Below are 20,745 nucleotides of genomic sequence, written 5' to 3'. Positions count from 1 at the left end.
TTATGCGATTAAATAGCATCGTGGTATTTTGCGGGAGTAGTGAAGGGAACGACCTAAGGATATTGAAAGTTGCCGAGGATTTGGGAAGTACGTTGGCTGAGCGTGGGATAACGTTGGTCTATGGAGCGGCTAAAATTGGGGTCATGGGTAAGGTTGCGGAAGGAGCCTTGAAGTTCCGTGGAGAGGTCATAGGGGTAATCCCCGATTTTCTAAAAATAGAGGAAGTGTTCCATACTGGCCTTTCCGAGTTGATTGTTACAGGGGACATGCATGAACGCAAACTTAAAATGCATGGATTATCCGATGGTATCATTGCCCTCCCCGGGGGATATGGAACCTTGGAGGAATTGTTTGAGATGATTACCTGGGCCCAAATCGGCCTGCATCAAAAACCAATCGGTATCTTAAACATTAATGGATTTTATGATGATTTGTTGGCGATGTTACTGAAAATGGTGGATCAAGGCTTTCTGAAAAAGGAAAATTATGATATGTTGTTGGTTGATGATTCTGTAGACGGACTATTACAACAAATGGAAAACTACAAGGCAGTGGTGTTGCCAAAATGGATAGATAAAGGTTGATTATAAATGGATATTAAAGAGAAAATACAGGCACTGCGCCAAGAATTAAGGGAGCATAACCATAATTATTATGTGCTCGATAATCCTACGATTACGGATTTCGAATTTGATATGAAACTTAAGGAGCTCCAAGATTTGGAGGCAAAACATCCTGAGTTTAAAGACTCGACTTCCCCAACCTTAAGGGTTGGAGGGGGGATTACGAAGAATTTCAATACCGTGGTCCATGAACATCGTATGTATTCCCTGGACAACTCGTATTCCAAAGAGGATTTGGAAGATTGGGAGAAACGTATACAGCGTATTTTAGGCGATGCCGAAGTAGCGTTTACCTGTGAGTTAAAATATGATGGGGCATCGATTAGTCTTACCTACGAAGAAGGCAAACTCGTGAAGGCGGTTACCCGGGGAGATGGCTTTCAAGGCGATGATGTAACCAACAATATAAAGACCATTCGTTCGGTACCCCTACAACTTAAGGGTGATTATCCTCCTAAATTCGATATTCGCGGAGAGATTATTTTGCCTTTGGATGGTTTTGCAAAAATGAACGAGGAACGTATCGCTGCAGGGGAAGACCCTTATATGAATCCAAGGAATACGGCCTCGGGAAGCCTAAAATTGCAAGATAGTGCTATGGTGGCCCAACGTCCTTTGGATTGTCTTCTCTATGGAATCGAAGGGACCAATACGGGAATATCATCCCAATTCCAGATGTTGGAAAAGGCAAGGGAGTGGGGATTTAAAGTGCCTACCATAGCCCAATTATGTAAAAGTACCGACGAGGTTATGGCCTTTATTGATAAATGGGATGTTCAACGCCATAGTTTGCCATATGAGACCGATGGTGTTGTCGTAAAAGTCAACAGTATTCAACACCAAGAGGAATTGGGGTATACGGCTAAATCGCCACGATGGGCCATGGCCTATAAGTTTAAGGCAGAACAGGTTTCCACCATTTTAAGGGAAATTACGTACCAGGTGGGCCGTACTGGTGCGATTACCCCCGTAGCGAATCTTGAGCCTGTATTATTGGCCGGAACGACCGTGAAAAGGGCCTCCTTGCATAATGCCGATCAAATTGAGAAATTGGATATACGGGAAGGGGATACCGTTTTTGTGGAAAAAGGGGGAGAGATCATTCCGAAGATTGTTGGGGTCGACCTTACCTTAAGACCAGCCAATTCAAAACCAACACAATATATCACCCATTGCCCTGAATGTGGTACCGAATTGGTGCGTACAGAAGGGGATGCCAAGCATTATTGTACCAATTTTTATGGTTGTCCTACCCAAATCACGGGGCGTATACAGCATTTTATATCCCGTAAGGCCATGGATATTGAAGGTCTTGGTGGAGAAACCGTCGAACTTCTTTATAAGGAAGGCCTAATTCGAAATTATGCCGACCTCTATATTTTAACCAAAGAGCAGGTGATGCCTTTGGAACGTATGGCCGATAAATCTGCAGAGAATTTGGTGAAAGGGGTGGCGGAATCGGTCAATATTCCTTTTGAACGTGTTTTGTTTGCTTTGGGTATTCGATTTGTGGGTGAAACGGTCGCTAAAAAGCTGGCAAAAGCCTTTAAAAATATTGATGCTTTAATGGCCGCTTCGGTTGAAAGTTTGATGGCTGTTGATGAAATCGGGGAGCGTATCGCACAAAGTGTGGTCGATTTTTTCCAAAACGAGAGAAATTTGGAAATCATTTCTCGGTTAAGGAGTTACGGACTACAATTTGAATTGTCCGCCGATAAGTTGTTGAACCAGACCGAAGTATTAAAAGGTAAAACCTTCGTGGTATCCGGGGTTTTTGAGTCCGTCAGCAGAAATGATCTCAAGAAAATGATTGAGGATAATGGGGGCAAGGTAGGCTCTTCAATATCTTCAAAAACCTCATTCTTGGTCGCTGGTGATAAAATGGGGCCTAGCAAAAGAACCAAAGCCGAGAGTTTGGGGGTTCCAATTATATCCGAACAGGATTTTGTGGGGATGATACATTGATTTTTTTTAATTATACTGTTTTTTAAGTTGTAATACATATAACTTCAAGACAGTAAAACCTTTTCTATGCATAAACGAATAAGAACTTTTTTAGCATTAGTATTGATTTTCAACGCAAGTGTATTGCTAGCACAAACCTTGGATTTTGATGATCTTAAAAACCTGAATATCCGAAATGTTGGTCCTGCCAACATGAGCGGACGTATTACGGCCATCGACGTAGTCAATGATAATCCGAAGACCGTATATGTTGGGGCAGCCTCAGGAGGGGTTTGGAAATCTGAAAATGGCGGTAGTGCTTGGAAACCGGTATTTGACGACCAACCCACCCAAAATATCGGAGCTTTGGCCATTCAGCAGGATAATCCTGATGTTATTTGGGTAGGAACAGGGGAGGGTAATCCTCGAAATTCCATGAATTTAGGTCTCGGGGTGTTCAAAAGTACCGATGGTGGTAAAACATGGGAGCATATGGGATTATCCGATACGAAGACCATACATCGTATTGTAGTGGATCCTAGGGATGGTAATACAGTTTTTGTTGGCGCCATGGGCGATCCCTTTACGCCAAACGAACATAGGGGGTTATACAAGACCATAGACGGGGGAAAGACATGGCGAAAAATATTATATACAAATACCCAGTCGGGGATAGCCGATTTGGTAATGGACCCCATTAACCCCGACAAAATGTTCGCTGCGGTATACGAGCATCGAAGAACCCCATACTATTTTACCTCGGGGGGATCGGGTTCTGGTTTGTACTTGACCCTTGACGGGGGTGGTAGTTGGAAAAAAATAGCGGAAAAGCAAGGGCTTCCTTCCGGGGATTTAGGCCGTATAGGTATGGCTATAGCACCCAGTGATCCCAACCGGGTATATGCAAAGGTTGAAGCCGCTAAAAATGCTTTGTACCGTAGTGATGATGGGGGAAGTTCATGGTATGTGGTCAATGAGGACCCGAAGTTTACGAACAACCGCCCGTTTTATTTTCAGGAATTGGCGGTAGATACGAAAGATCCCGATCGATTATATAATATCTATCAGCCTTTAACGGTCAGTTATGATGGCGGTAAGACCTTTGATCCGACACCCATGATCCCCGCAGACGAGACCAAAGGTATCCATGCCGATTTTCACGCTTTTTGGGTGAACCCAAAAGACCCTGAACATTTTATCATTGGTGGTGATGGTGGACTAGGGATAACCTATGACCACGGTAAAAGCTGGTATTTTCCGGAGTCTATTCCCGTGGCACAATTTTATCATATAGCGGTTGATCATGACCGTCCTTTCAATGTTTATGGTGGTATGCAGGATAATGGCAATTGGTCAGGACCAGGCTATACATGGAAAAGAGGGGGCATTCGAACTTTGTATTGGCAATATTTGGTTGGGGGTGATGGCTTTGATATTTCACCAGATCTTGAAAACTCCCGTTTTGGCTATGGGTCTTCCCAAAACGGAAATCTCTATAGATACGACAAGTTAACGGGCTACTATGTAAGTATACAACCACCGGCACCTGATACGGAAACCAGTTTGCGTTTTAATTGGAATGCCGCATTTGCACGGGACCCTTGGGATAGCAATAAAGCCTATTATGGTTCACAGTTCGTCCATGTCACCAAGGATAAGGGGGCTTCATGGGAAATCATATCCCCAGATTTGTCGACCAATAACCCAGAACATCAAAAGGGGGATTATGGTGGACTCACCTTGGATGTTTCTGGAGCCGAGCAATACAATAGTATTCTTGATATTGCCCCAAGTCCGTTGGATAAGAACGTTATTTGGGTAGGAACCGATGACGGACAAGTACAGCTCACCAAAAATGGAGGTGCCAGCTGGAAGAATTTGACCAAAAACGTAAAGGGATTGCCTAAGGAAGCATGGATTGCCCAAGTTAAGGCGTCACGATATCATGAGGGTACCGCTTGGCTCGTCGCCAATAATTATAGAAAAGGGGATTATTCCCCTTACCTTTTCAAAACCAATGATTTTGGAAAGACATGGGAGCGCCTGGCGAGTGGGGGTACCGTAAAAGGATATGCGCTTAGCGTGGTTCAGGACCCTGTTGAGTCCAAATTGGTTTTTTTAGGTACGGAAAATGGTTTGTGGGTCAGTATTGATGAAGGAAGGAGTTGGACGCAATTTAAAAATGGATTCCCTTCAGTATCTACCATGGACTTGACCATACAAGAACCTGAATCGGCTTTGGTAGTTGGTACTTTTGGTCGTGCCATTTGGGTTTTGGATGATTTGTTGAGCCTACGGGAAATAGCAGCCAATAGAATCAAAAATACAATTACGGCTTTGCCCGTAAACGATGCAGTACAGGTAAAGGGACTCTTTATTAATCCGCCGGGAAATATATGGAGCGGTTTTCATACGACCTTCGAAGGGGAGAATAAGGTTTTTCAAAAGACAAAAATACCGTACTATCTCAAGTCCCTTAAAGATTCTTCGGTCATGGTAACGGCAACGATATATAATGATAAAAATGAAAGGATAAGGACTGTTGAAGGGGATTCCCTTGTTCAAGGATTGAATTATTTGATATGGGATTTGGATGAAGAATCGGCGAACCTACCAGGTGCTTCCCGTAGTGCACAAAAGATTTCGGTCTTACCAGGGACCTATAAAGTTCTTGTCGATTATGGAGGTGTAAAGGATTCAACGCAAGTGAGGGTCATTGCCGACCCACGATTTGACCTGGATCTGAAGATCGATGAAGAACGTTATTCCTTTAAAAAGGCATTGGAAACCCAAGTAATGGAATTGGGTCGAGGTCTGGAAGCCATAGACAAAACAATGAACATTGTAGGAAAATTGAAAAAACAACTTCAAGATAGCGCATCGATCAAAACCCCGGACCTAGCTAAAAAAATACAGGAAATGGAAAATGCCTTGGAAGGACTTCGAGCCAAAGGGCAAACACCACGGCCCAAACGACAGGTAGGAGCATGGCAAACTTTGGAGATAACCCCTTATTCAAGGCTTGGGAATCTATTAAGGGTAGCTAGTGCAAGGACAGCTCCCTTATCGTCCCAACACAGTAAACTGCTTGGGGATTTGAAAGTTATGATAGCCCATTATACGAATGAGGTGGATGATTTTATGGAGGATCCATGGAGGTCGTTCACCAAGGAAATCAAGCAAAGTGATTTAAAATGGTCGGATGAATGGGATTGACCCAGAATCACCAAAGACAATTGACAACCCTAGGTTACAGGCCCATACGTTTAGGCTGGAGTTACGGCTTCAGCCTCAATTTCGACCAAATAACCTTCGCCGACCAATCGGGCCTCAACTAGGGTATTCGCGGGATTGATCCCTGCAAATCGTTCTCCATGGGCACGGGCAACCACTTCCCAGTCCTTCAGGTCGTTTACGAAAATCCGGGTACGGACAACATCGGCCAGGCTACCGCCCAAACTCTCAAGGGCAGCCTCGATCTTGTCAATGACAAAGTGGGTCTGGGCTGCGGCATCCGTTCCTCCGATCATTTTTTCACCGTGGGTGGCTGTTGTCCCGGAAACATGTATGCGATTGCCATCTTTTACCGCACGGCAATATCCAGCAAATTCCTCCCAAACAGTTCCACTAAAGACCTGTTCCCTATTCGTTCTTGATTTTATGGGTGTAAAAGTTTGTGGGATAGTCTTAAGGTGATGGCTTAAATCCCCGGAGGCAGTTAAGAAAGGAGGTTTACGGTATTCATCCCCACAATCGCCATGTATCGGTTTAAGCTTGTTTTGCGCTCCTTTGATGGCCGCAATATCAATCGCATCCAGGTCAATGGATAAAATCTTCTTATTGTCGGTAATATGCTCACTGGCCCCTAGGCGGGCACCAATGATAACGCCGGCCATAGCATCGTTCTCAAGAATATACCGACTTGCAATGTTCGCTATGGATGCGCCGTGTTTGTCGGCAACTTTCCTTAGAACGCTTAAAAGGTTTTGGTAGGGTTCCCAACCACCAGAGGCATCAATGAAACGTTTATATTTCATTTGCGACCAGGTTTTCAATTCATCCTGTGTGGGTTCTTTAACCCCTAACCATTTATCCGTCAAGAAACCTCCGGCCAATGTTCCAAAGGCTAGGATTTTAACACCATATTTTTCACATACATCAAGCATTTTACCATTGGCCCGCTGATCGATTACCGAATGGCATATCTGATTGCTCACAATGGGAATTCCACTGGCCAATGCGATGCGTAAATGGGCTGAATCAAAATTAGTGACACCCAAATGTTTGATCAATCCTTCCTCTTGTAATTCCTTTAGGTAAAATAGGCCATCCAACCAACTGGGGTCTGGGTAATGCCACGCATGGAATTGCATTAGGTCCACTGAATCCTGTTGCATACGTGAAAGTGCCAGTTCTATAGCCCTTCTTACTTCAGATCTGTTTATTTTTCCCGGTTCTGGTACCCATTTGGTAAATAAGCGTATTTGATTTCCATGTTCGTAATTATTTTTAAAAGTACCGGCGATGATCTCGCTTGACCCATAGTGATCGGCCATATCGAAGGAGGTAAAACCTTCGGACGCATATGCCTCCATGAATTTAGAGGTTGTTTTTGGGTCTAATGTCTTGCCATCCCTTTCCATATCAGCGATTTGCCATAGGCCTGTAACTATACGGGAAATTTCAAGTCCGGGGGCTAAAGTGGTAGTCATCTTCATTCGTTATTCTTTTGGAAGTTTTTTAAACCGTTTTGAGATATCCACACCTTTGTTCTTATGCTGTTGCCATTTATAGGCAAATAATACACTTGCCAATCCCATTACAATAAGCCAAATGGGTGTGGAGTGAAAATACCAGTCGCTTACGTTGGATGTGAGGTCTTTATACGTGTGTATACCTAAAAAAGCCAATAGCAGCATAGTGCCAACCGCGCCAATAAAGAGCTGTGTTTTTCTATTCTTAATGATTTTGATTTCCTGGGTCAATTCAGGATTTCTACTGCCGATGGTTAGTAAGGTAATGCACATCAACAAGAAATTGACCATCATGGAGGTGACCATAATGTCGATGCCAAGGAAGAAATCACCAGCAAAATGGGAACCTAGGACGCCTACACTGGCCATTAATCCCGCTGCGATAAGTGCATAATGGGGGGTATGTCGTTTTGGATGTATTTTTGATATCATTTCAGGGAAAATCCCGTCTTTGGCCCAGGCGAACATCAATCGGGAAACCGACAATAACATGGCCGGAAGGTCATTGATCAAAGCTATGGCAGCACCAATAAGAATAGTCACACCCAAACTTGCAGGAAGCACATAACTTAATAAACCGGGCGCCGTAATATCCTTAACGAGGGCTTCTTGGGCAACAAAACTCCATGGAACGGTATGATAGACCGCCGCGGCAAACAGGAAATAAAAAACACCTACCCCTAGGATGGCAATTAAAATAGCCTTAGGCAAGGATTTGGTAGGATTTTTTGCTTCCCCACCAGCCTGTGCAATAGAATCGAAACCGATAAAACTGGAGAATAACAAAGCGGCGGCAGATAGAAAAATCCTCCAGTCAAAATCAATACTGGTAGTTGGGGAAAAATCCCTTCCTTCCTTGGTTTTTAAGGCCATCAAAAAATCGTTTGAATCAAAACTGAAGCCTGCGACAATAACTATGGCTCCCAAGGCAAACATGAGGAACATCATGGGTAGTAAGGCCCTTTCGTAAGATTTGGCCCCTTTTATATTGATCCACACAAACGTCCAGATAAGGGATAGGGCAAGGCAGACACGTATCCAACCCACTTCGAGAGCAGTTGAAAGCCTATCCCAGCCTAAACCTAAGGTAACATCCCTAATGAAGGGTATGGTGACATAGGCAATAACCCCTATAACTATGGAGAGCCCGAACCATTGGGAAAAACTCGCGACGAAACCCAAATAGGGATTCAATCCTCGGCTGGCATAGATATAACTACCCCCGGCACGAGGCATCGCGGATGCCAAAATAGCATAAGCAAAGGCGGCAAATAAGGCGGGAATGGCAGCAAAGGCAAAGGCAGGAAGCACATATGGACCAATACCGGGAACATTTCGTTGAATCATAAAAGGCACCACATTGATCGAGGCACCCAACATAGAACATACTCCAGTTGCCGTAAGGGCCAATAACCCCATTTGGCGCGTTAGTTTGGTCGGTCTTTTATCCATTCGTTCGCCAATGTACAAAATAGCGGGATAAAGAAAATACCCAACAATCAAAAAAAGATGTTTTTCCGAAGTACCAAGGTGTTGTGTTAAACAATAAATGCGCTTACATTTGGGGAAAATGTCCAAACAAATTCAATAGATGAACTTTTTTTTAATTACCACTATATTGGTTTTTCTTTCCGCGGCCTTTGGTTTTATCAATGTGCGCTTTTTAAAATTGCCCAACACCATTGGTTTAATGGTGATTACCATATTTTTTACGTTGGGTGTATTTGCCTTGAGTTACTTTGATGATACTTTGTTGAATGCGGAAAAGTACATTATTACCCAGATCGACTTTAAGACGTTACTGCTGGATGTTATGTTGAGTTTTTTGCTCTTTGCAGGTGCTTTGCACACGAATTTCCAGCAATTGCACGTACAACGTTGGCCAATTTTTGTGTTCTCGACACTCGGAGTGCTTGTTTCTACTTTTCTAGTGGGCACGGGAACCTATTATTTACTAATGCTTTTCAGTCTTGATATTGATTATGTGTACTGTCTCTTGTTCGGAGCCTTGATTTCCCCTACAGATCCCATTGCGGTATTGGGGATTTTAAAACAGGCAGGGGCTCCCAAAAAATTGGAAACGAAAATCGTAGGGGAGTCCTTGTTCAATGACGGGGTTGGGGTAGTGGTCTTTTTGACCATATTCCAATTTGCTTCTTCTGGCAGCGCTACCGTATCCGCGTTGGATGTTTTGGAACTTTTTGGGGTTGAGGTCATAGGAGGGGTTGTCTTTGGATTGCTTTTAGGATGGGTTACTTATCGTCTTATGAAATCAATAGACGATTATGATATTGAAGTCATCATTACCCTGGCTACCGTTATGGTAGGAACGGTGATTGCACAAAAATTGCATCTTTCCGCTCCATTGGCGATGGTGACAGCGGGTTTAATGGTTGGTAACGATACCATACGCGATAGTTCCATGTCCGAGATTACCGAGACGTATGTAGATAAGTTTTGGGAGTTGATAGATATCCTTTTAAACACCGTACTGTTTGTGTTGATTGGAATGGAAATGTTGGTCTTGGCTTTTCAACTCGACTATGTCATCGCTGGATTATTGGCGATACCCATCATACTTATTTGTAGGTATTTGTCACTTTTACTCCCAATTACCTTTTTTAAGAAAAAGCTCGATTTTGTACCCAATACCAATTTGATAATGACCTGGGGGGGATTAAGGGGTGGTATTTCGATCGCATTGGCCTTGGGGCTCACCCAGGATATGCACCGAGATCTTTTCTTGGTAATTACCTATGTGGTGGTAGTTTTCTCGATTATTGTTCAGGGATTGACAGTAGGTAAATTGATTAAAAGATTATCATAATGGCATCTCTTGATTACAATGGTTTTTTGAAGACCTTGGAGGAGGAACATCCTTCAGGAAAATGGCCTGCATCCTTACGGTCGCTTTGGTTCGATGCCCAGGGGAATTGGGAGGCGTCCCACAATATTGCCCAGGATATCCATGATAATACGGGTAGTTGGATACACGCCTATTTGCATAGAAAGGAAGGCGATGAGTGGAATGCAGGGTATTGGTATGGCAAGGCGGGTAGGCCATTCCCTAAAATATCCTTGGATGGGGAATTCAAGCAATTGGTGCTGTTCGTTCTGGAAAGGGATTTTCCTAAACAATGATACTTACGCCATCAGCTTTTACATTGTTGGCATCATCAAGGAAAAAGTCGATCCTTCCTAAATTAATTCCAAAACAACCCACTTGATTCACGAGGATATTGTTGCCTTGGGCATTTTTCGTCACTGTGGGCTTATCGAGAAACGTATGGGTATGGCCTCCTATGATGAGGTCGGTATATTTCGTTTTTGCCGCAAGTTTTAAATCGTCTGGTTTGTGAACACTTTTGTAATGGTACCCCAAGTGTGAAAGGCAAATGATCAAATCGCATTTTTCATCAATCTTCAATCGGTTTTCCGTGTCGGTCGCGATTTCAAAAGGATCTAAATATTGGGTTTCTTTATAAAGTTTCTTGGTTACCAAACCGTCGAGTTCAATACCCAGTCCATATATTCCGATTTTCACGCCGTTGACCATATAGGTGTTGTAAGGCTTCACATAGCCATTCATCACGGTATTGCTAAAATCATAATTGGCCGATAGCAATTCAAAGGTCGCATTGGGCAATTGGGCAAATAGTCCGTCTATACCATTGTCATAATCATGGTTGCCAATTGTTGCTGCATCGTATTTGAGCTTGCTCATTAATTTAAACTCCAGTTCACCTCCATAAAAATTGAAATAGGGGGTTCCTTGGAAAATGTCGCCGGCATCAAGTAATAATGTATTCGGGTTTTCCTTTCGGATCGATTCGACCAAAGTGGCCCTTCGGGCAATCCCTCCCAAATTAGGGTAGGTGGTATGGCTTTTTGGGAATGTATCGATATGGCTATGCACATCATTGGTGTGCAGTATGGTGATATGTTTTTTTGTCTCCCCCAGACAGGAGTTTAAGGAAAGTCCTCCCAATCCAACAAAAGCGGTACTTGCAGAAGTCTTGGTTATAAATTTTCTTCTATCCATATTATTTTTCCATATAAAATCGATTATCAACAACAGGGGCAAGGGTGTCGACTTTTTTAAAATAGTCGATCATGGCATTTCGGATCAAATAGTCCGTATCTGTAATCGAAGTGTTGTTTTTAAAGAAGTCCATATGGTCCCCTCCGGTAATTAAATAATCGGAGGTAGCAACGTAATATGTTTGTTCGGCATCTATGGACTTCCCTTGTATTAAAGCTTTTTTTAGTTTTCTGTTTTTATCTAAAATGATCTGCATTCCGGAAATCGGGTGTGCCCTGCCGGATTGAACCAAATAAGTGACCATATCATTTATATAGTCGCCCTTGATAGCGGCAACTTTGATGGTATTCTCAAAAGGCATTACCTCAAAAGCGTTTCTTGCACTAACATTCCCTTTGGAAATCACGGATCGAATCCCTCCGTGGTTGAGCAAAACGATGTCTATATCCTTTCCGGTACGCGATTTGAATATAGGGTTGGCTTGTATCTTTACAATATCAGCCATTAAATTGCCCGCTGTTGTATTGAATTCCCCATCTTCCTTGGATATGGATTTAGGGGCATAGGCCAGGGTGCTGTCCAACACCTCATTGATGCGGTTTCGATAAGGTGTGATAAATTCCTCAATACCTTCTGTTTTTGCGAGGGTACTATCTATTGCTATTTGTTTTCCTTCGATTTTGACAAGCCTTGAACTTTCCTGTTTACAAGAAACAAACCCTAGTAAAGTTATAAATATAACAAAATGTTTTATTTTTAAAATCATTATTGTTTTTATCTTCGCCCCATTAATATGAGTGTTTATTATTTACATTTGTGTAAATGTAAATGTACATGTTTTTAAGAGGAATAAAGGAAAAATTCAAGCACAAATCTGGCATAAAATTTTTAAAGGAGAGGCTATCCAAAACTCCAAAATCAATAGAAAGGCCCAATGGAATAACATCTATTGGTTGTATCGTGGATTTGGATCACTTTGAAAAACCAGAGCTTTTTTTTGAGTTTGTTGAAGAGTTTGATTTAAGGCCCAATGCAGTCAAGATTATTGGTTATAAGAGTTATTATGATAATAATTCGCCCTATTCTACGCCTGTTTTTTCAGACAAGGATTTGGGATGGAAAGGGGAGGTTGCCAATAGTTATGCCTTGGAGTTCTTAAGTAGGGATTATGATTTATTGGTCAATTATTATAATGAGGAAAAATTATTATTACAATTGATGACCGTAAGGACAAATGCCAGGATTAAGGTTGGTTTTCAGGAAGTAGATCGGAATTTGAACGATCTGATATTGGGAACCCCCTTTAAGGATTTTAAAATGTTTAAACTAGAACTCAAGAAATATCTTAGGGTTCTGAATGAAATTGAATGATGGATAAATTGATGGGAACGGGAGTTGCTTTAGTCACCCCATTTAAGAATGACTTTTCGGTAGATACGGAGGCATTGGCCAATATCGTGGAGCATTGTATTGAAGGTGGCATAGATTATTTGGTGGCCTTAGGGACCACGGCTGAAACAGCAACCCTTACCCCAGCGGAAAAACAGTTGGTGGTAAAAACCATTGTTCAAACCAATGCCGGTCGATTGCCTTTGGTTATTGGTATAGGGGGCAATAATACCAGCGCCGTTATCGAATCCATCAAGCAACAGGATTTGGATGGTTTTGATGCTATTCTATCGGTATCCCCGTATTACAATAAACCTACACAGGAAGGGATATACCAACATTTTAAGGCTATAGCGGAAAATTCGCCATTGCCATTGATTGTTTATAACGTACCAGGAAGGACAGGCAGTAATATACTTCCTGCAACGGTACTTCGCCTTGCCAACGATTTTGATAATATAATTGCGATAAAGGAAGCTTCCGGGGACATGACCCAGGTAATGGAGATTATTAAGGATAAACCCAAGGACTTCATGGTTATTTCGGGTGATGATATGACTGCCCTTTCTACGGTTTTGGCAGGTGGTTCTGGGGTAATTTCAGTTTTGGCACAAGGTGTTCCCAACGATTTTTCAAAGATGATATCCTTGGGTCTTCAGGCCAAGGTGAAGGAGGCATTTGATTTACAATATGCCGTACAGGATGGGGTAGGACTTATTTTTGAGGAGGGAAATCCAGCAGGAATCAAGGCTGTTTTTGAAACATTGGGGTTGGCGACGGGAATAGTGAGACTACCTCTCGTGCCAGCAACAGAGGGACTTAAGCGAAAAATAAGTCAATTCATGAAACCTTTTGTGCGTCTGCACGCATGAAGTTTACTTCTTGAACGTTAAATCTAAGCCAATTAAGACCGATTAGTGCTTTTTGCAAACTATTTTAGTGGCATAAAATTTGTTTTTTAATTCCATTGAGAATCCCTAATTTTGCAAAATGTTTTTTAAAATGAGGAAATACTTACCTTTTCTTGGTTTGATGTTGGTCATGTCATCATGTAATGAGTATCAAAAGGTACTTAAGAATGAAGATGTAAAGGCCAAATATGAACTTGCCCAAAAGTTTTATGAGGAAGGGGATTTTAAACGGGCCAACCGTTTGTTCGAACAGATAGCGCCAAAATATATAGGGAAACCCCAAGGGGAAAGGGTCATGTTCTTTTTTGCGAACACCTATTTTGAACGAAAGGATTACAATATGGCCGGCTATCAGTTTGAAAGGTTCATTAAATCCTATCCGAAAAGTGAAAAGGTTATTCAAGCTTCGTTTTTAGGGGCCAAAAGTTATTATATGCTTTCACCCATCTATTCGTTGGATCAAACGGATACCGATAAGGCCTTGGTCAAATTGCAGACCTTTATTAATATGTATCCTGATTCGGAATATTTTGATGAGGCTAATAAAATGGCAAAGGAGCTAACTACCAAAAAGGAGAAGAAAGCCTTTGAAATAGCGAAGCAATTCAATAAATTAGGGCATTTCGATTACTCGTTCCTGACACCTGCCATGGCTGCCTTTGATAATTTTATATCGGATTACCCAGGATCGATCTTCAGGGAAGAGGCCTTGTATCTAAAATTCGAATCTGCCACACAGTATGCGTTGAATAGTTTTGCAAGATGGAAGCCAGAGCGATTGGAAAATGCAAAAACGGCATATAACGTACTTAAAAAGCAGTATCCGGAGACCAAATTCGAGGAGGATGCCAATAAATTGATAAATAAAATTCAAAAGGAAACTGGAGCACCCGTTTCCAATGAGGATAAAGAAACAAAATAAACAGCTGTTATTATGAATATGAACGATTTAAAGAACTCTAAAGCGCCCGTTTCAACGGTCACTATCAATAAAAATGAGTTCGATGAAAAAACGAACAACATATATGAGGCAATATCAATAACCGCTAAAAGAGCCGTTCAGATCAATTCTGAAATCAAAAAGGAGCTTTTGGAAAAATTGGAAGAGTTTGCCACATACAGCGATAGTTTGGAAGAAGTTTTTGAGAACAAGGAACAAATCGAAGTCTCTAAATTTTATGAAAAACTACCTAAACCACATGCCATGGCTGTTGAGGAATGGTTGACGGATAAAATCTATTATAGAAATACAGACAAAGATACAGAGTAGTATGTTGGGTGGCAAGAATATCCTTTTAGGCATTACTGGAGGAATTGCTGCTTACAAGACTACCTTTCTTGTACGTTTATTGATTAAGGCTGGTGCAAATGTCAAAGTTGTTTTGACGGAAAGTGCCAGCCATTTTGTTTCCCCATTGACTTTGGCGACCCTTTCAAAAAATCCGACGGTAACGTCATTTGTAAAGGAAGAAGGAGCCGTGACAGATTGGAACAATCACGTGGATCTCGGACTTTGGGCCGATATCATGATTGTAGCCCCAGCGACTGCCAATACCATGTCCAAGATGGCCAATGCGGCTACGGACAATCTTTTGTTGGCCGTTTATCTGTCCGCCAAATGTCCAGTCTTTTTTGCGCCTGCCATGGACTTGGATATGTATAAGCATCCTGCAACAAAAGTGGCCATTGATACCTTGGTGTCCTATGGGAATATCATGATTCCGGCTACTTCTGGCGAGCTTGCAAGTGGTTTACATGGAGAAGGTCGAATGGCAGAACCAGAGGATATCATCGACTTCATCAAGGGGTATTTGCTTAAAGGGCTTCCTTTGAGAGGTAAGAAAGTAATGATTACGGCAGGTCCAACCTATGAGGCTATAGATCCCGTTCGATTTATCGGTAACCATTCGACCGGACAAATGGGGTACGAGTTGGCTAAAGCTGCCGCCAATCTAGGGGCCAAGGTAATTTTGGTTTCCGGACCTACAAACCTATCCCTTGCCCATGATTTGATTACCGTGGTTAATGTAGTTTCGGCAGATGAAATGTATAATGCTGCCCATGATCATTTTGAAGATTGTGATATAGCGATTTCCGCTGCTGCCGTGGCTGATTATAAACCGAAAACCGTGGCGGACCAAAAAATCAAAAAGAAGGAAACGAACCTCACCTTGGAATTGGTAAAAAATAAGGATATTCTATTGTCGTTGGGAGAAAGAAAGAACCTTCAATTTTTGGTTGGTTTTGCCCTAGAGACCGAAAATGAACTCGAAAATGCCAAGGGTAAATTAAAAAGAAAGCACTTGGATGCCATTGTTTTGAATTCATTGAATGATAAAGGTGCTGGTTTTGCCAGTAATACCAATAAAATAACCTTTTTGGATAAGAATTCACAGATTAAAGCGTTTCAATTAAAAACCAAGGCCGAAGTTGCCAAGGATATTTTAAATGAAATCATAATTCGATTGAATGCGTAATTTCCTAATTGTCTTAATTTTTATCTTTTCCCTTGCTACGGTTTCTGCTCAGGAACTGAACTGTGTGGTGACCGTGAATTCGGACCAGGTGTCGCAAACCAACCAGCAGATCTTCGAGACCTTGGAACGTTCATTGAATGATTTTGTCAATAAGACCAAATGGACAAATCGTATCTATAAGGAAAACGAACGTGTTAACGCTCAAATGTTTATCACCATCACCGAATACGAATCCAATAGATTCAAAGGAAATATACAGATCCAATCTTCGAGACCTGTCTTCAATACTTCGTACGAAACACCAATATTCAATTATAAGGATAACCAATTCAGTTTTGAATATATAGAATTTCAACCTTTGGTTTTCAATGAAAACGTTTTTGAATCGAACTTGGTAAGTGTCACGGCCTATTATGCATATGTTATTCTTGGGTTGGATGCGGATACCTTTTCACTCGAAGGAGGGGCGGAATATTTTAGGAAAGCCCAAAATATTGTAACCCAAGCCCAGAGCAGTAGTTCCTTGGGTTGGAGTCAATCCACAGATCGTAGCCGTTTTGAATTGGTCGATAACCTAATGTCGAACACGTATAGGGAATACCGTGTTGCTATGTATAACTACCATCGTAAGGGAATCGATATACTTGCCGATAATAACAGTACCGGCAAACAGGTTATAGCCGGGACTTTAAACTTGTTTGAGACGATGATCAAAAGGAGGCCAAATGCTTTTTTGATCTCAACTTTCTTCGATGCCAAATCGGATGAGATCCGTAATATTTTCTCAGATGGCCCTAAAGTGGACATAATTAAGCTAAAGGAAACCCTAAATAGAATTGCACCGCTTTATTCGAGTACTTGGAACGAGATAAAATATTGATCTCCGTTTTTTTCAACTGAAATAAAAATTATCTTTACGCCATTCTAAATTCAAGGTTTTGCTAAGCAATCTCTCTATTAAAAATTATGCGTTGATCGATAGGCTAAATGTTTCATTTGGCCATGGATTTACTTGTATTACGGGTGAAACTGGAGCAGGTAAGTCAATCCTGTTGGGCGGACTTTCATTGGTTTTGGGCAAACGGGCCGACCTTTCCACCTTGCGTAATAAGGAGGAAAAGTGCATTGTTGAAAGTGAGTTTGAAATCGGGAACTATGGACTTTCTTCTTTTTTTGAGGAAAATGACCTGGATTATGAGGAGAAAACCCTAATAAGAAGGGAAATTTTACCCAGCGGAAAATCAAGGGCCTTTATCAATGATACCCCAGTGACCTTGGATGTGCTTTCGAAATTGGGAAATCGCTTGATCGATGTGCACTCCCAGCATCAAACCTTGCAATTGGCCGAAAACGAATTTCAATTTAAGGTAATTGATTCCCTTGCGGATACTAAGGAACTGCGTAAAGCGTATTCCGCCCAATTGAAGGTCTATCATGATATTTCCAAGGAGTTGACCGAGTTGATTGATTTTCAGGGTAATGCCATAAAGGAGCATGAATACAACAGTTTTTTGTTGAAAGAACTTCAGGAAGCCCAGCTGAAAGAAGGAATGTTAGAGGAATTGGAGGAGCAATACCAACAATTGAGCAATGTGGAAACCATTGTTGAGCAATTGGCGCAAGGCCATCATTTATTGAATGATGAACAAGTAGGTGTATTAAACTTATTGGCGGAATTAAAACAGGTATCAAGTAAACTTTCCGGTTTCGGGTCCGCATATGAGACCTTGGACGGCAGGATACAATCCGTTTTTATAGAAGTGGATGATATTGCTTCTGAATTGGAGAACCTTTCAGAGCAAGCAGATCTAGACCCCAAATTATTGGACGAAGTCAATACGAAATTACAATTGATCTATAACTTGCAGAAAAAGCACAGCGTACAGGAAATTTCAGAGTTGATCGAGATCAAGGAGGAACTTTCCGAAAAGGTGGATGCAACAGGGAATATAGAGTCAACTATCGCCGACAAACAAAAGCAATTGGCTGTACATATAGAGAAACTAGAGGGATTAGCCTCTAAAATTTCGAAAAAGCGCCAAAAAATCATTCCGGAATTAAAGCAGCAAATGGAAAGGCAATTGGCTTTATTGGGAATGCCTAGTGCCCGTTTTAAAATAGAATTGGGTCGGGCCAAGGATTTTAAGCCCAATGGTAAGGATGAATTGTTATTTTTGTTCGCGGCCAATAAGGGAACTGATTTTGGGGACATCAAGAAAGTTGCATCCGGAGGGGAACTTTCACGTATCATGTTGACCATAAAATCAATTATGGCGAAATATGAAAACCTTCCCACCATGATGTTCGATGAGATCGATACGGGTGTTTCCGGGGAGATCTCAAACCGAATGGGGGAGATTATGTTCGAGATGAGCAAGAGTATGCAGATTTTTTCCATTACACATCTACCACAAGTGGCTTCAAAGGGAGACCACCATTTTAAAGTGTATAAAGAAGATAAGGGTGGCGGTACATTAACGAATATGAAAGAGCTTTCCCAAGAAGAAAGGGTAGTGGAGTTGGCTGAAATGTTGGGAGGAAAGGAACTTTCCGATTCCGCTTTGGCCCACGCCCGACAACTATTGAATTAACGTCTTTTGACTATTGGAAAAAGCAAACTTTTTATATAACATTTTTTAAATATCTTTGGCGATATTATCAACTAAGAAAAATTGAACATGGCTTATAACTTATTAAAGGGGAAAAAAGGGATTATTTTTGGAGCGCTTGATGCAAATTCAATTGCTTGGAAAACAGCGGAAAGGGTACATGAAGAAGGTGGCACATTTGTATTGACCAATGCCCCGATTGCCATGCGTATGGGTCAAATCAACGAATTGGCAGAAAAGACCGGATCCCAAATCATACCAGCCGATGCGACCAGTACGGAAGATTTGGACAAATTGGTTAGCCAGGCCATGGAAATATTGGGAGGTAAGATCGATTTTGTATTACACTCCATCGGTATGTCTATCAATGTTCGAAAAGGACGGCACTATACCGATGAGAATTACGAGTTTACCCATAAGGGGTGGGATGTTTCCGCATTGTCTTTCCATAGGGTGATGCAAAGTTTGTTCAAGGCTGATGCCATGAACGAATGGGGAAGTATCGTGGCCTTGACCTATATGGCGGCACAACGATCTTTCCCAGACTATAATGATATGGCCGATAATAAGGCTTATTTGGAGTCTGTGGCACGAAGCTTTGGCTATTTCTTTGGAAAAGAAAAGAAAGTGAGGGTCAATACCATTTCACAATCCCCAACACCAACAACGGCAGGTCAGGGTGTAAAAGGCTTTGATGGCTTTATCAGTTATGCTGAGCAAATGTCCCCTTTGGGCAACGCTACTGCACTGGAATGTGCGGATTATACCTTGACATTGTTCTCCGATTTAACCAAGAAAGTGACCATGCAAAATCTTTTCCATGATGGCGGATTCTCGAATACCGGGGTAAGTCAGGAAGTTATGGAGAAATTTGTATAGTACTTTTTATTGTTCCTGTCATTGGTTTTTGTGATGGGTATTGGGCCGTGATCTTTGTGCAAACAGGAAGTGCCCAAAAATCTTAGAATGCTTTCTATGGATATTTTCTTTTCATTTATCATTCCTGTATACAATAGACCCAATGAAATAAGGGAGTTGTTGGCAAGTCTGACCCAACAATCCTACAAAAAACCTTTTGAGGTGGTCGTTGTTGAGGATGGATCAAGCATTGATTCGGAAAGTGAAGTGGAAGTCTTTCGTTCCCAATTAGATATTTCCTATTTGAAAAAGGATAATTCAGGGCCAGGGGATTCCAGGAATTACGGAATGAGACGGGCAAAAGGTAATTATTTTATTGTGTTGGATTCCGATTGTATCCTACCCCCACAGTATTTGGAAGAAGCCAGAAAATCACTCGATAAGGATTATGTACATTGCTATGGAGGTCCCGATGCGGCACATGAATCCTTTTCAAACGTACAAAAAGCCATTAATTATGCGATGACCTCTTTGTTTACCACAGGGGGAATCCGAGGAGGGAAATCCACTATAGATAAATTTCAGCCACGGAGTTTTAATATGGGAATATCCAAGGAGGCTTTTGAAAAAGTAGGGGGGTATGGTAAGATACACCCAGGAGAAGATCCGGATTTGACCATCCGTATTTGGGACAATGGTTATGATACAAAATTGATTCCAGAGGCTTTTGTGTACCATAAGCGCCGAATTGATTGGAATAAATTTTTTATACAAGTGAACAAGTTCGGGATGGTTAGGCCTATTTTAAACAAGTGGCATCCGGGAACGGCCAAGATAACCTATTGGTTTCCGACACTTTTTTGTATGGGATTTATAGCTTCCTTAATCTTATTACTGTTTAAGATCGTTATACCTTTGGGTATTTATATTTTGTATTTTACAGTGTTGTTTATCGATTCACTGATAAAGAACAGGAATGTTCAAGTGGCCATTCTTTCACTGATAGCGGTATGTATCCAATTCGCAGGTTACGGTCTGGGTTTTCTTAAATCGACCTTTTGGATTAATTTCAGCAAAAAGAAACCCCAAGAATTATTTCCTAAATTATTTTTCAATTAGAATGATCAAAAAGTGATAC

18 protein-coding genes are annotated in these 20,745 nt (G+C 41.6%); 14 read left to right on the top strand and 4 right to left on the bottom strand.

Features of this window, described 5'->3' with window-relative positions:
• The first annotated feature begins 2 nt into the window (after window positions 1–2).
• From HPE56_RS02010 to HPE56_RS02000, 3 genes are all read left to right on the top strand, one after another.
• On the top strand, window positions 3–584 hold the full coding sequence (locus tag HPE56_RS02010; RefSeq protein ID WP_188242093.1) for an LOG family protein: 582 nt from the start codon (window positions 3–5) through the stop codon (window positions 582–584).
• Window positions 585–590: 6 nt separating this feature from the next.
• Entirely contained in the window at window positions 591–2,588 is a 1,998-nt protein-coding gene (gene ligA, locus HPE56_RS02005; RefSeq protein ID WP_188242092.1) for an NAD-dependent DNA ligase LigA, read from the top strand.
• Window positions 2,589–2,654: 66 nt separating this feature from the next.
• Complete coding sequence (locus HPE56_RS02000; protein WP_188242091.1) at window positions 2,655–5,783, top strand: VPS10 domain-containing protein; 3,129 nt, start codon at window positions 2,655–2,657, stop codon at window positions 5,781–5,783.
• 50 nt (window positions 5,784–5,833) lie between these two features.
• Here the strand turns inward: HPE56_RS02000 and HPE56_RS01995 are convergent, their stop codons facing one another.
• On the bottom strand, window positions 5,834–7,285 hold the full coding sequence (locus tag HPE56_RS01995; protein WP_188242090.1) for an aldo/keto reductase: 1,452 nt from the start codon (window positions 7,283–7,285) through the stop codon (window positions 5,834–5,836).
• Window positions 7,286–7,288: 3 nt separating this feature from the next.
• Complete coding sequence (locus HPE56_RS01990) at window positions 7,289–8,773, bottom strand: APC family permease (RefSeq protein WP_188242089.1); 1,485 nt, start codon at window positions 8,771–8,773, stop codon at window positions 7,289–7,291.
• Window positions 8,774–8,912: 139 nt separating this feature from the next.
• Between HPE56_RS01990 and HPE56_RS01985 the strand changes: the two genes are divergently transcribed.
• Window positions 8,913–10,148: a cation:proton antiporter gene (locus tag HPE56_RS01985; RefSeq protein WP_188242088.1), complete on the top strand. Its 1,236-nt coding sequence runs from the start codon at window positions 8,913–8,915 to the stop codon at window positions 10,146–10,148.
• Window positions 10,148–10,462: a hypothetical protein gene (locus HPE56_RS01980; RefSeq protein ID WP_188242087.1), complete on the top strand. Its 315-nt coding sequence runs from the start codon at window positions 10,148–10,150 to the stop codon at window positions 10,460–10,462. Before HPE56_RS01985 ends, HPE56_RS01980 begins: the two co-directional genes overlap by 1 nt.
• Here the strand turns inward: HPE56_RS01980 and HPE56_RS01975 are convergent.
• Together HPE56_RS01975 and HPE56_RS01970 are read right to left on the bottom strand one after the other, a co-directional pair.
• A complete protein-coding gene (locus HPE56_RS01975; protein ID WP_188242086.1) occupies window positions 10,452–11,363 on the bottom strand; it encodes a metallophosphatase in 912 nt (303 codons plus the stop codon). The two genes, HPE56_RS01980 and HPE56_RS01975, sit on opposite strands and share 11 nt — an antisense overlap.
• A gap of 1 nt (window position 11,364) precedes the next feature.
• Window positions 11,365–12,129 (bottom strand): 5'-nucleotidase C-terminal domain-containing protein, encoded by a 765-nt coding sequence (locus HPE56_RS01970; RefSeq protein ID WP_188242085.1) that lies wholly within the window; start codon window positions 12,127–12,129, stop codon window positions 11,365–11,367.
• Between the two features lie 68 nt (window positions 12,130–12,197).
• Between HPE56_RS01970 and HPE56_RS01965 the strand changes: the two genes are divergently transcribed.
• The 9 genes from HPE56_RS01965 to HPE56_RS01925 all read left to right on the top strand — a co-directional run bounded on the left by HPE56_RS01965 (window position 12,198) and on the right by HPE56_RS01925 (window position 20,726).
• A complete protein-coding gene (locus HPE56_RS01965; protein WP_188242084.1) occupies window positions 12,198–12,734 on the top strand; it encodes a DUF6913 domain-containing protein in 537 nt (178 codons plus the stop codon).
• Window positions 12,734–13,624, top strand: a complete 891-nt coding sequence (dapA, locus tag HPE56_RS01960) for a 4-hydroxy-tetrahydrodipicolinate synthase (protein ID WP_188242496.1) — start codon at window positions 12,734–12,736, stop codon at window positions 13,622–13,624. The genes HPE56_RS01965 and dapA overlap by 1 nt, the downstream gene beginning before the upstream one ends.
• A gap of 118 nt (window positions 13,625–13,742) precedes the next feature.
• Window positions 13,743–14,585: an outer membrane protein assembly factor BamD gene (locus HPE56_RS01955; protein ID WP_188242083.1), complete on the top strand. Its 843-nt coding sequence runs from the start codon at window positions 13,743–13,745 to the stop codon at window positions 14,583–14,585.
• A 12-nt stretch (window positions 14,586–14,597) separates the two neighbouring features.
• Entirely contained in the window at window positions 14,598–14,933 is a 336-nt protein-coding gene (locus HPE56_RS01950) for a DNA-directed RNA polymerase subunit omega (protein WP_188242082.1), read from the top strand.
• Between the two features lies 1 nt (window position 14,934).
• A complete protein-coding gene (gene coaBC / locus HPE56_RS01945) occupies window positions 14,935–16,140 on the top strand; it encodes a bifunctional phosphopantothenoylcysteine decarboxylase/phosphopantothenate--cysteine ligase CoaBC (RefSeq protein ID WP_188242081.1) in 1,206 nt (401 codons plus the stop codon).
• Window positions 16,133–17,020: a type IX secretion system protein PorD gene (porD, locus tag HPE56_RS01940; protein WP_188242080.1), complete on the top strand. Its 888-nt coding sequence runs from the start codon at window positions 16,133–16,135 to the stop codon at window positions 17,018–17,020. The genes coaBC and porD overlap by 8 nt, the downstream gene beginning before the upstream one ends.
• Before the next feature lie 58 nt (window positions 17,021–17,078).
• The gene (recN, locus tag HPE56_RS01935; RefSeq protein WP_188242079.1) at window positions 17,079–18,731 is read left to right on the top strand and encodes a DNA repair protein RecN; all 1,653 of its coding nucleotides are present in this window, start codon (window positions 17,079–17,081) and stop codon (window positions 18,729–18,731) included.
• An 87-nt stretch (window positions 18,732–18,818) separates the two neighbouring features.
• Window positions 18,819–19,628: an enoyl-ACP reductase FabI gene (locus tag HPE56_RS01930; RefSeq protein WP_188242078.1), complete on the top strand. Its 810-nt coding sequence runs from the start codon at window positions 18,819–18,821 to the stop codon at window positions 19,626–19,628.
• A 96-nt stretch (window positions 19,629–19,724) separates the two neighbouring features.
• Window positions 19,725–20,726, top strand: a complete 1,002-nt coding sequence (locus tag HPE56_RS01925; protein WP_188242495.1) for a glycosyltransferase — start codon at window positions 19,725–19,727, stop codon at window positions 20,724–20,726.
• The last annotated feature ends 19 nt before the right edge of the window (window positions 20,727–20,745 follow it).

It is taken from the genome of Maribacter aquimaris (assembly GCF_014596745.1).
GTDB classification, from domain to species: Bacteria; Bacteroidota; Bacteroidia; order Flavobacteriales; family Flavobacteriaceae; genus Maribacter_A; species Maribacter_A aquimaris.
Note: the sequence above shows the minus strand (reverse complement) of the source record. Positions and strands in the feature narration are given on the sequence as shown.

Excerpts from the sequence above, each read along its gene's own strand:
- HPE56_RS02010 (WP_188242093.1), top strand. The coding sequence starts at position 3 with ATGCGATTAAATAGCATCGTGGTATTTTGCGGGAGTAGTGAAGGGAAC.
- ligA (WP_188242092.1), top strand. The coding sequence starts at position 591 with ATGGATATTAAAGAGAAAATACAGGCACTGCGCCAAGAATTAAGGGAG.
- HPE56_RS02000 (WP_188242091.1), top strand. The coding sequence starts at position 2,655 with ATGCATAAACGAATAAGAACTTTTTTAGCATTAGTATTGATTTTCAAC.
- HPE56_RS01995 (WP_188242090.1), bottom strand. The coding sequence starts at position 7,285 with ATGAAGATGACTACCACTTTAGCCCCCGGACTTGAAATTTCCCGTATA.
- HPE56_RS01990 (WP_188242089.1), bottom strand. The coding sequence starts at position 8,773 with ATGGATAAAAGACCGACCAAACTAACGCGCCAAATGGGGTTATTGGCC.
- HPE56_RS01985 (WP_188242088.1), top strand. The coding sequence starts at position 8,913 with ATGAACTTTTTTTTAATTACCACTATATTGGTTTTTCTTTCCGCGGCC.
- HPE56_RS01980 (WP_188242087.1), top strand. The coding sequence starts at position 10,148 with ATGGCATCTCTTGATTACAATGGTTTTTTGAAGACCTTGGAGGAGGAA.
- HPE56_RS01975 (WP_188242086.1), bottom strand. The coding sequence starts at position 11,363 with ATGGATAGAAGAAAATTTATAACCAAGACTTCTGCAAGTACCGCTTTT.
- HPE56_RS01970 (WP_188242085.1), bottom strand. The coding sequence starts at position 12,129 with ATGATTTTAAAAATAAAACATTTTGTTATATTTATAACTTTACTAGGG.
- HPE56_RS01965 (WP_188242084.1), top strand. The coding sequence starts at position 12,198 with ATGTTTTTAAGAGGAATAAAGGAAAAATTCAAGCACAAATCTGGCATA.
- dapA (WP_188242496.1), top strand. The coding sequence starts at position 12,734 with ATGGATAAATTGATGGGAACGGGAGTTGCTTTAGTCACCCCATTTAAG.
- HPE56_RS01955 (WP_188242083.1), top strand. The coding sequence starts at position 13,743 with ATGTTTTTTAAAATGAGGAAATACTTACCTTTTCTTGGTTTGATGTTG.
- HPE56_RS01950 (WP_188242082.1), top strand. The coding sequence starts at position 14,598 with ATGAATATGAACGATTTAAAGAACTCTAAAGCGCCCGTTTCAACGGTC.
- coaBC (WP_188242081.1), top strand. The coding sequence starts at position 14,935 with ATGTTGGGTGGCAAGAATATCCTTTTAGGCATTACTGGAGGAATTGCT.
- porD (WP_188242080.1), top strand. The coding sequence starts at position 16,133 with ATGCGTAATTTCCTAATTGTCTTAATTTTTATCTTTTCCCTTGCTACG.
- HPE56_RS01930 (WP_188242078.1), top strand. The coding sequence starts at position 18,819 with ATGGCTTATAACTTATTAAAGGGGAAAAAAGGGATTATTTTTGGAGCG.
- HPE56_RS01925 (WP_188242495.1), top strand. The coding sequence starts at position 19,725 with ATGGATATTTTCTTTTCATTTATCATTCCTGTATACAATAGACCCAAT.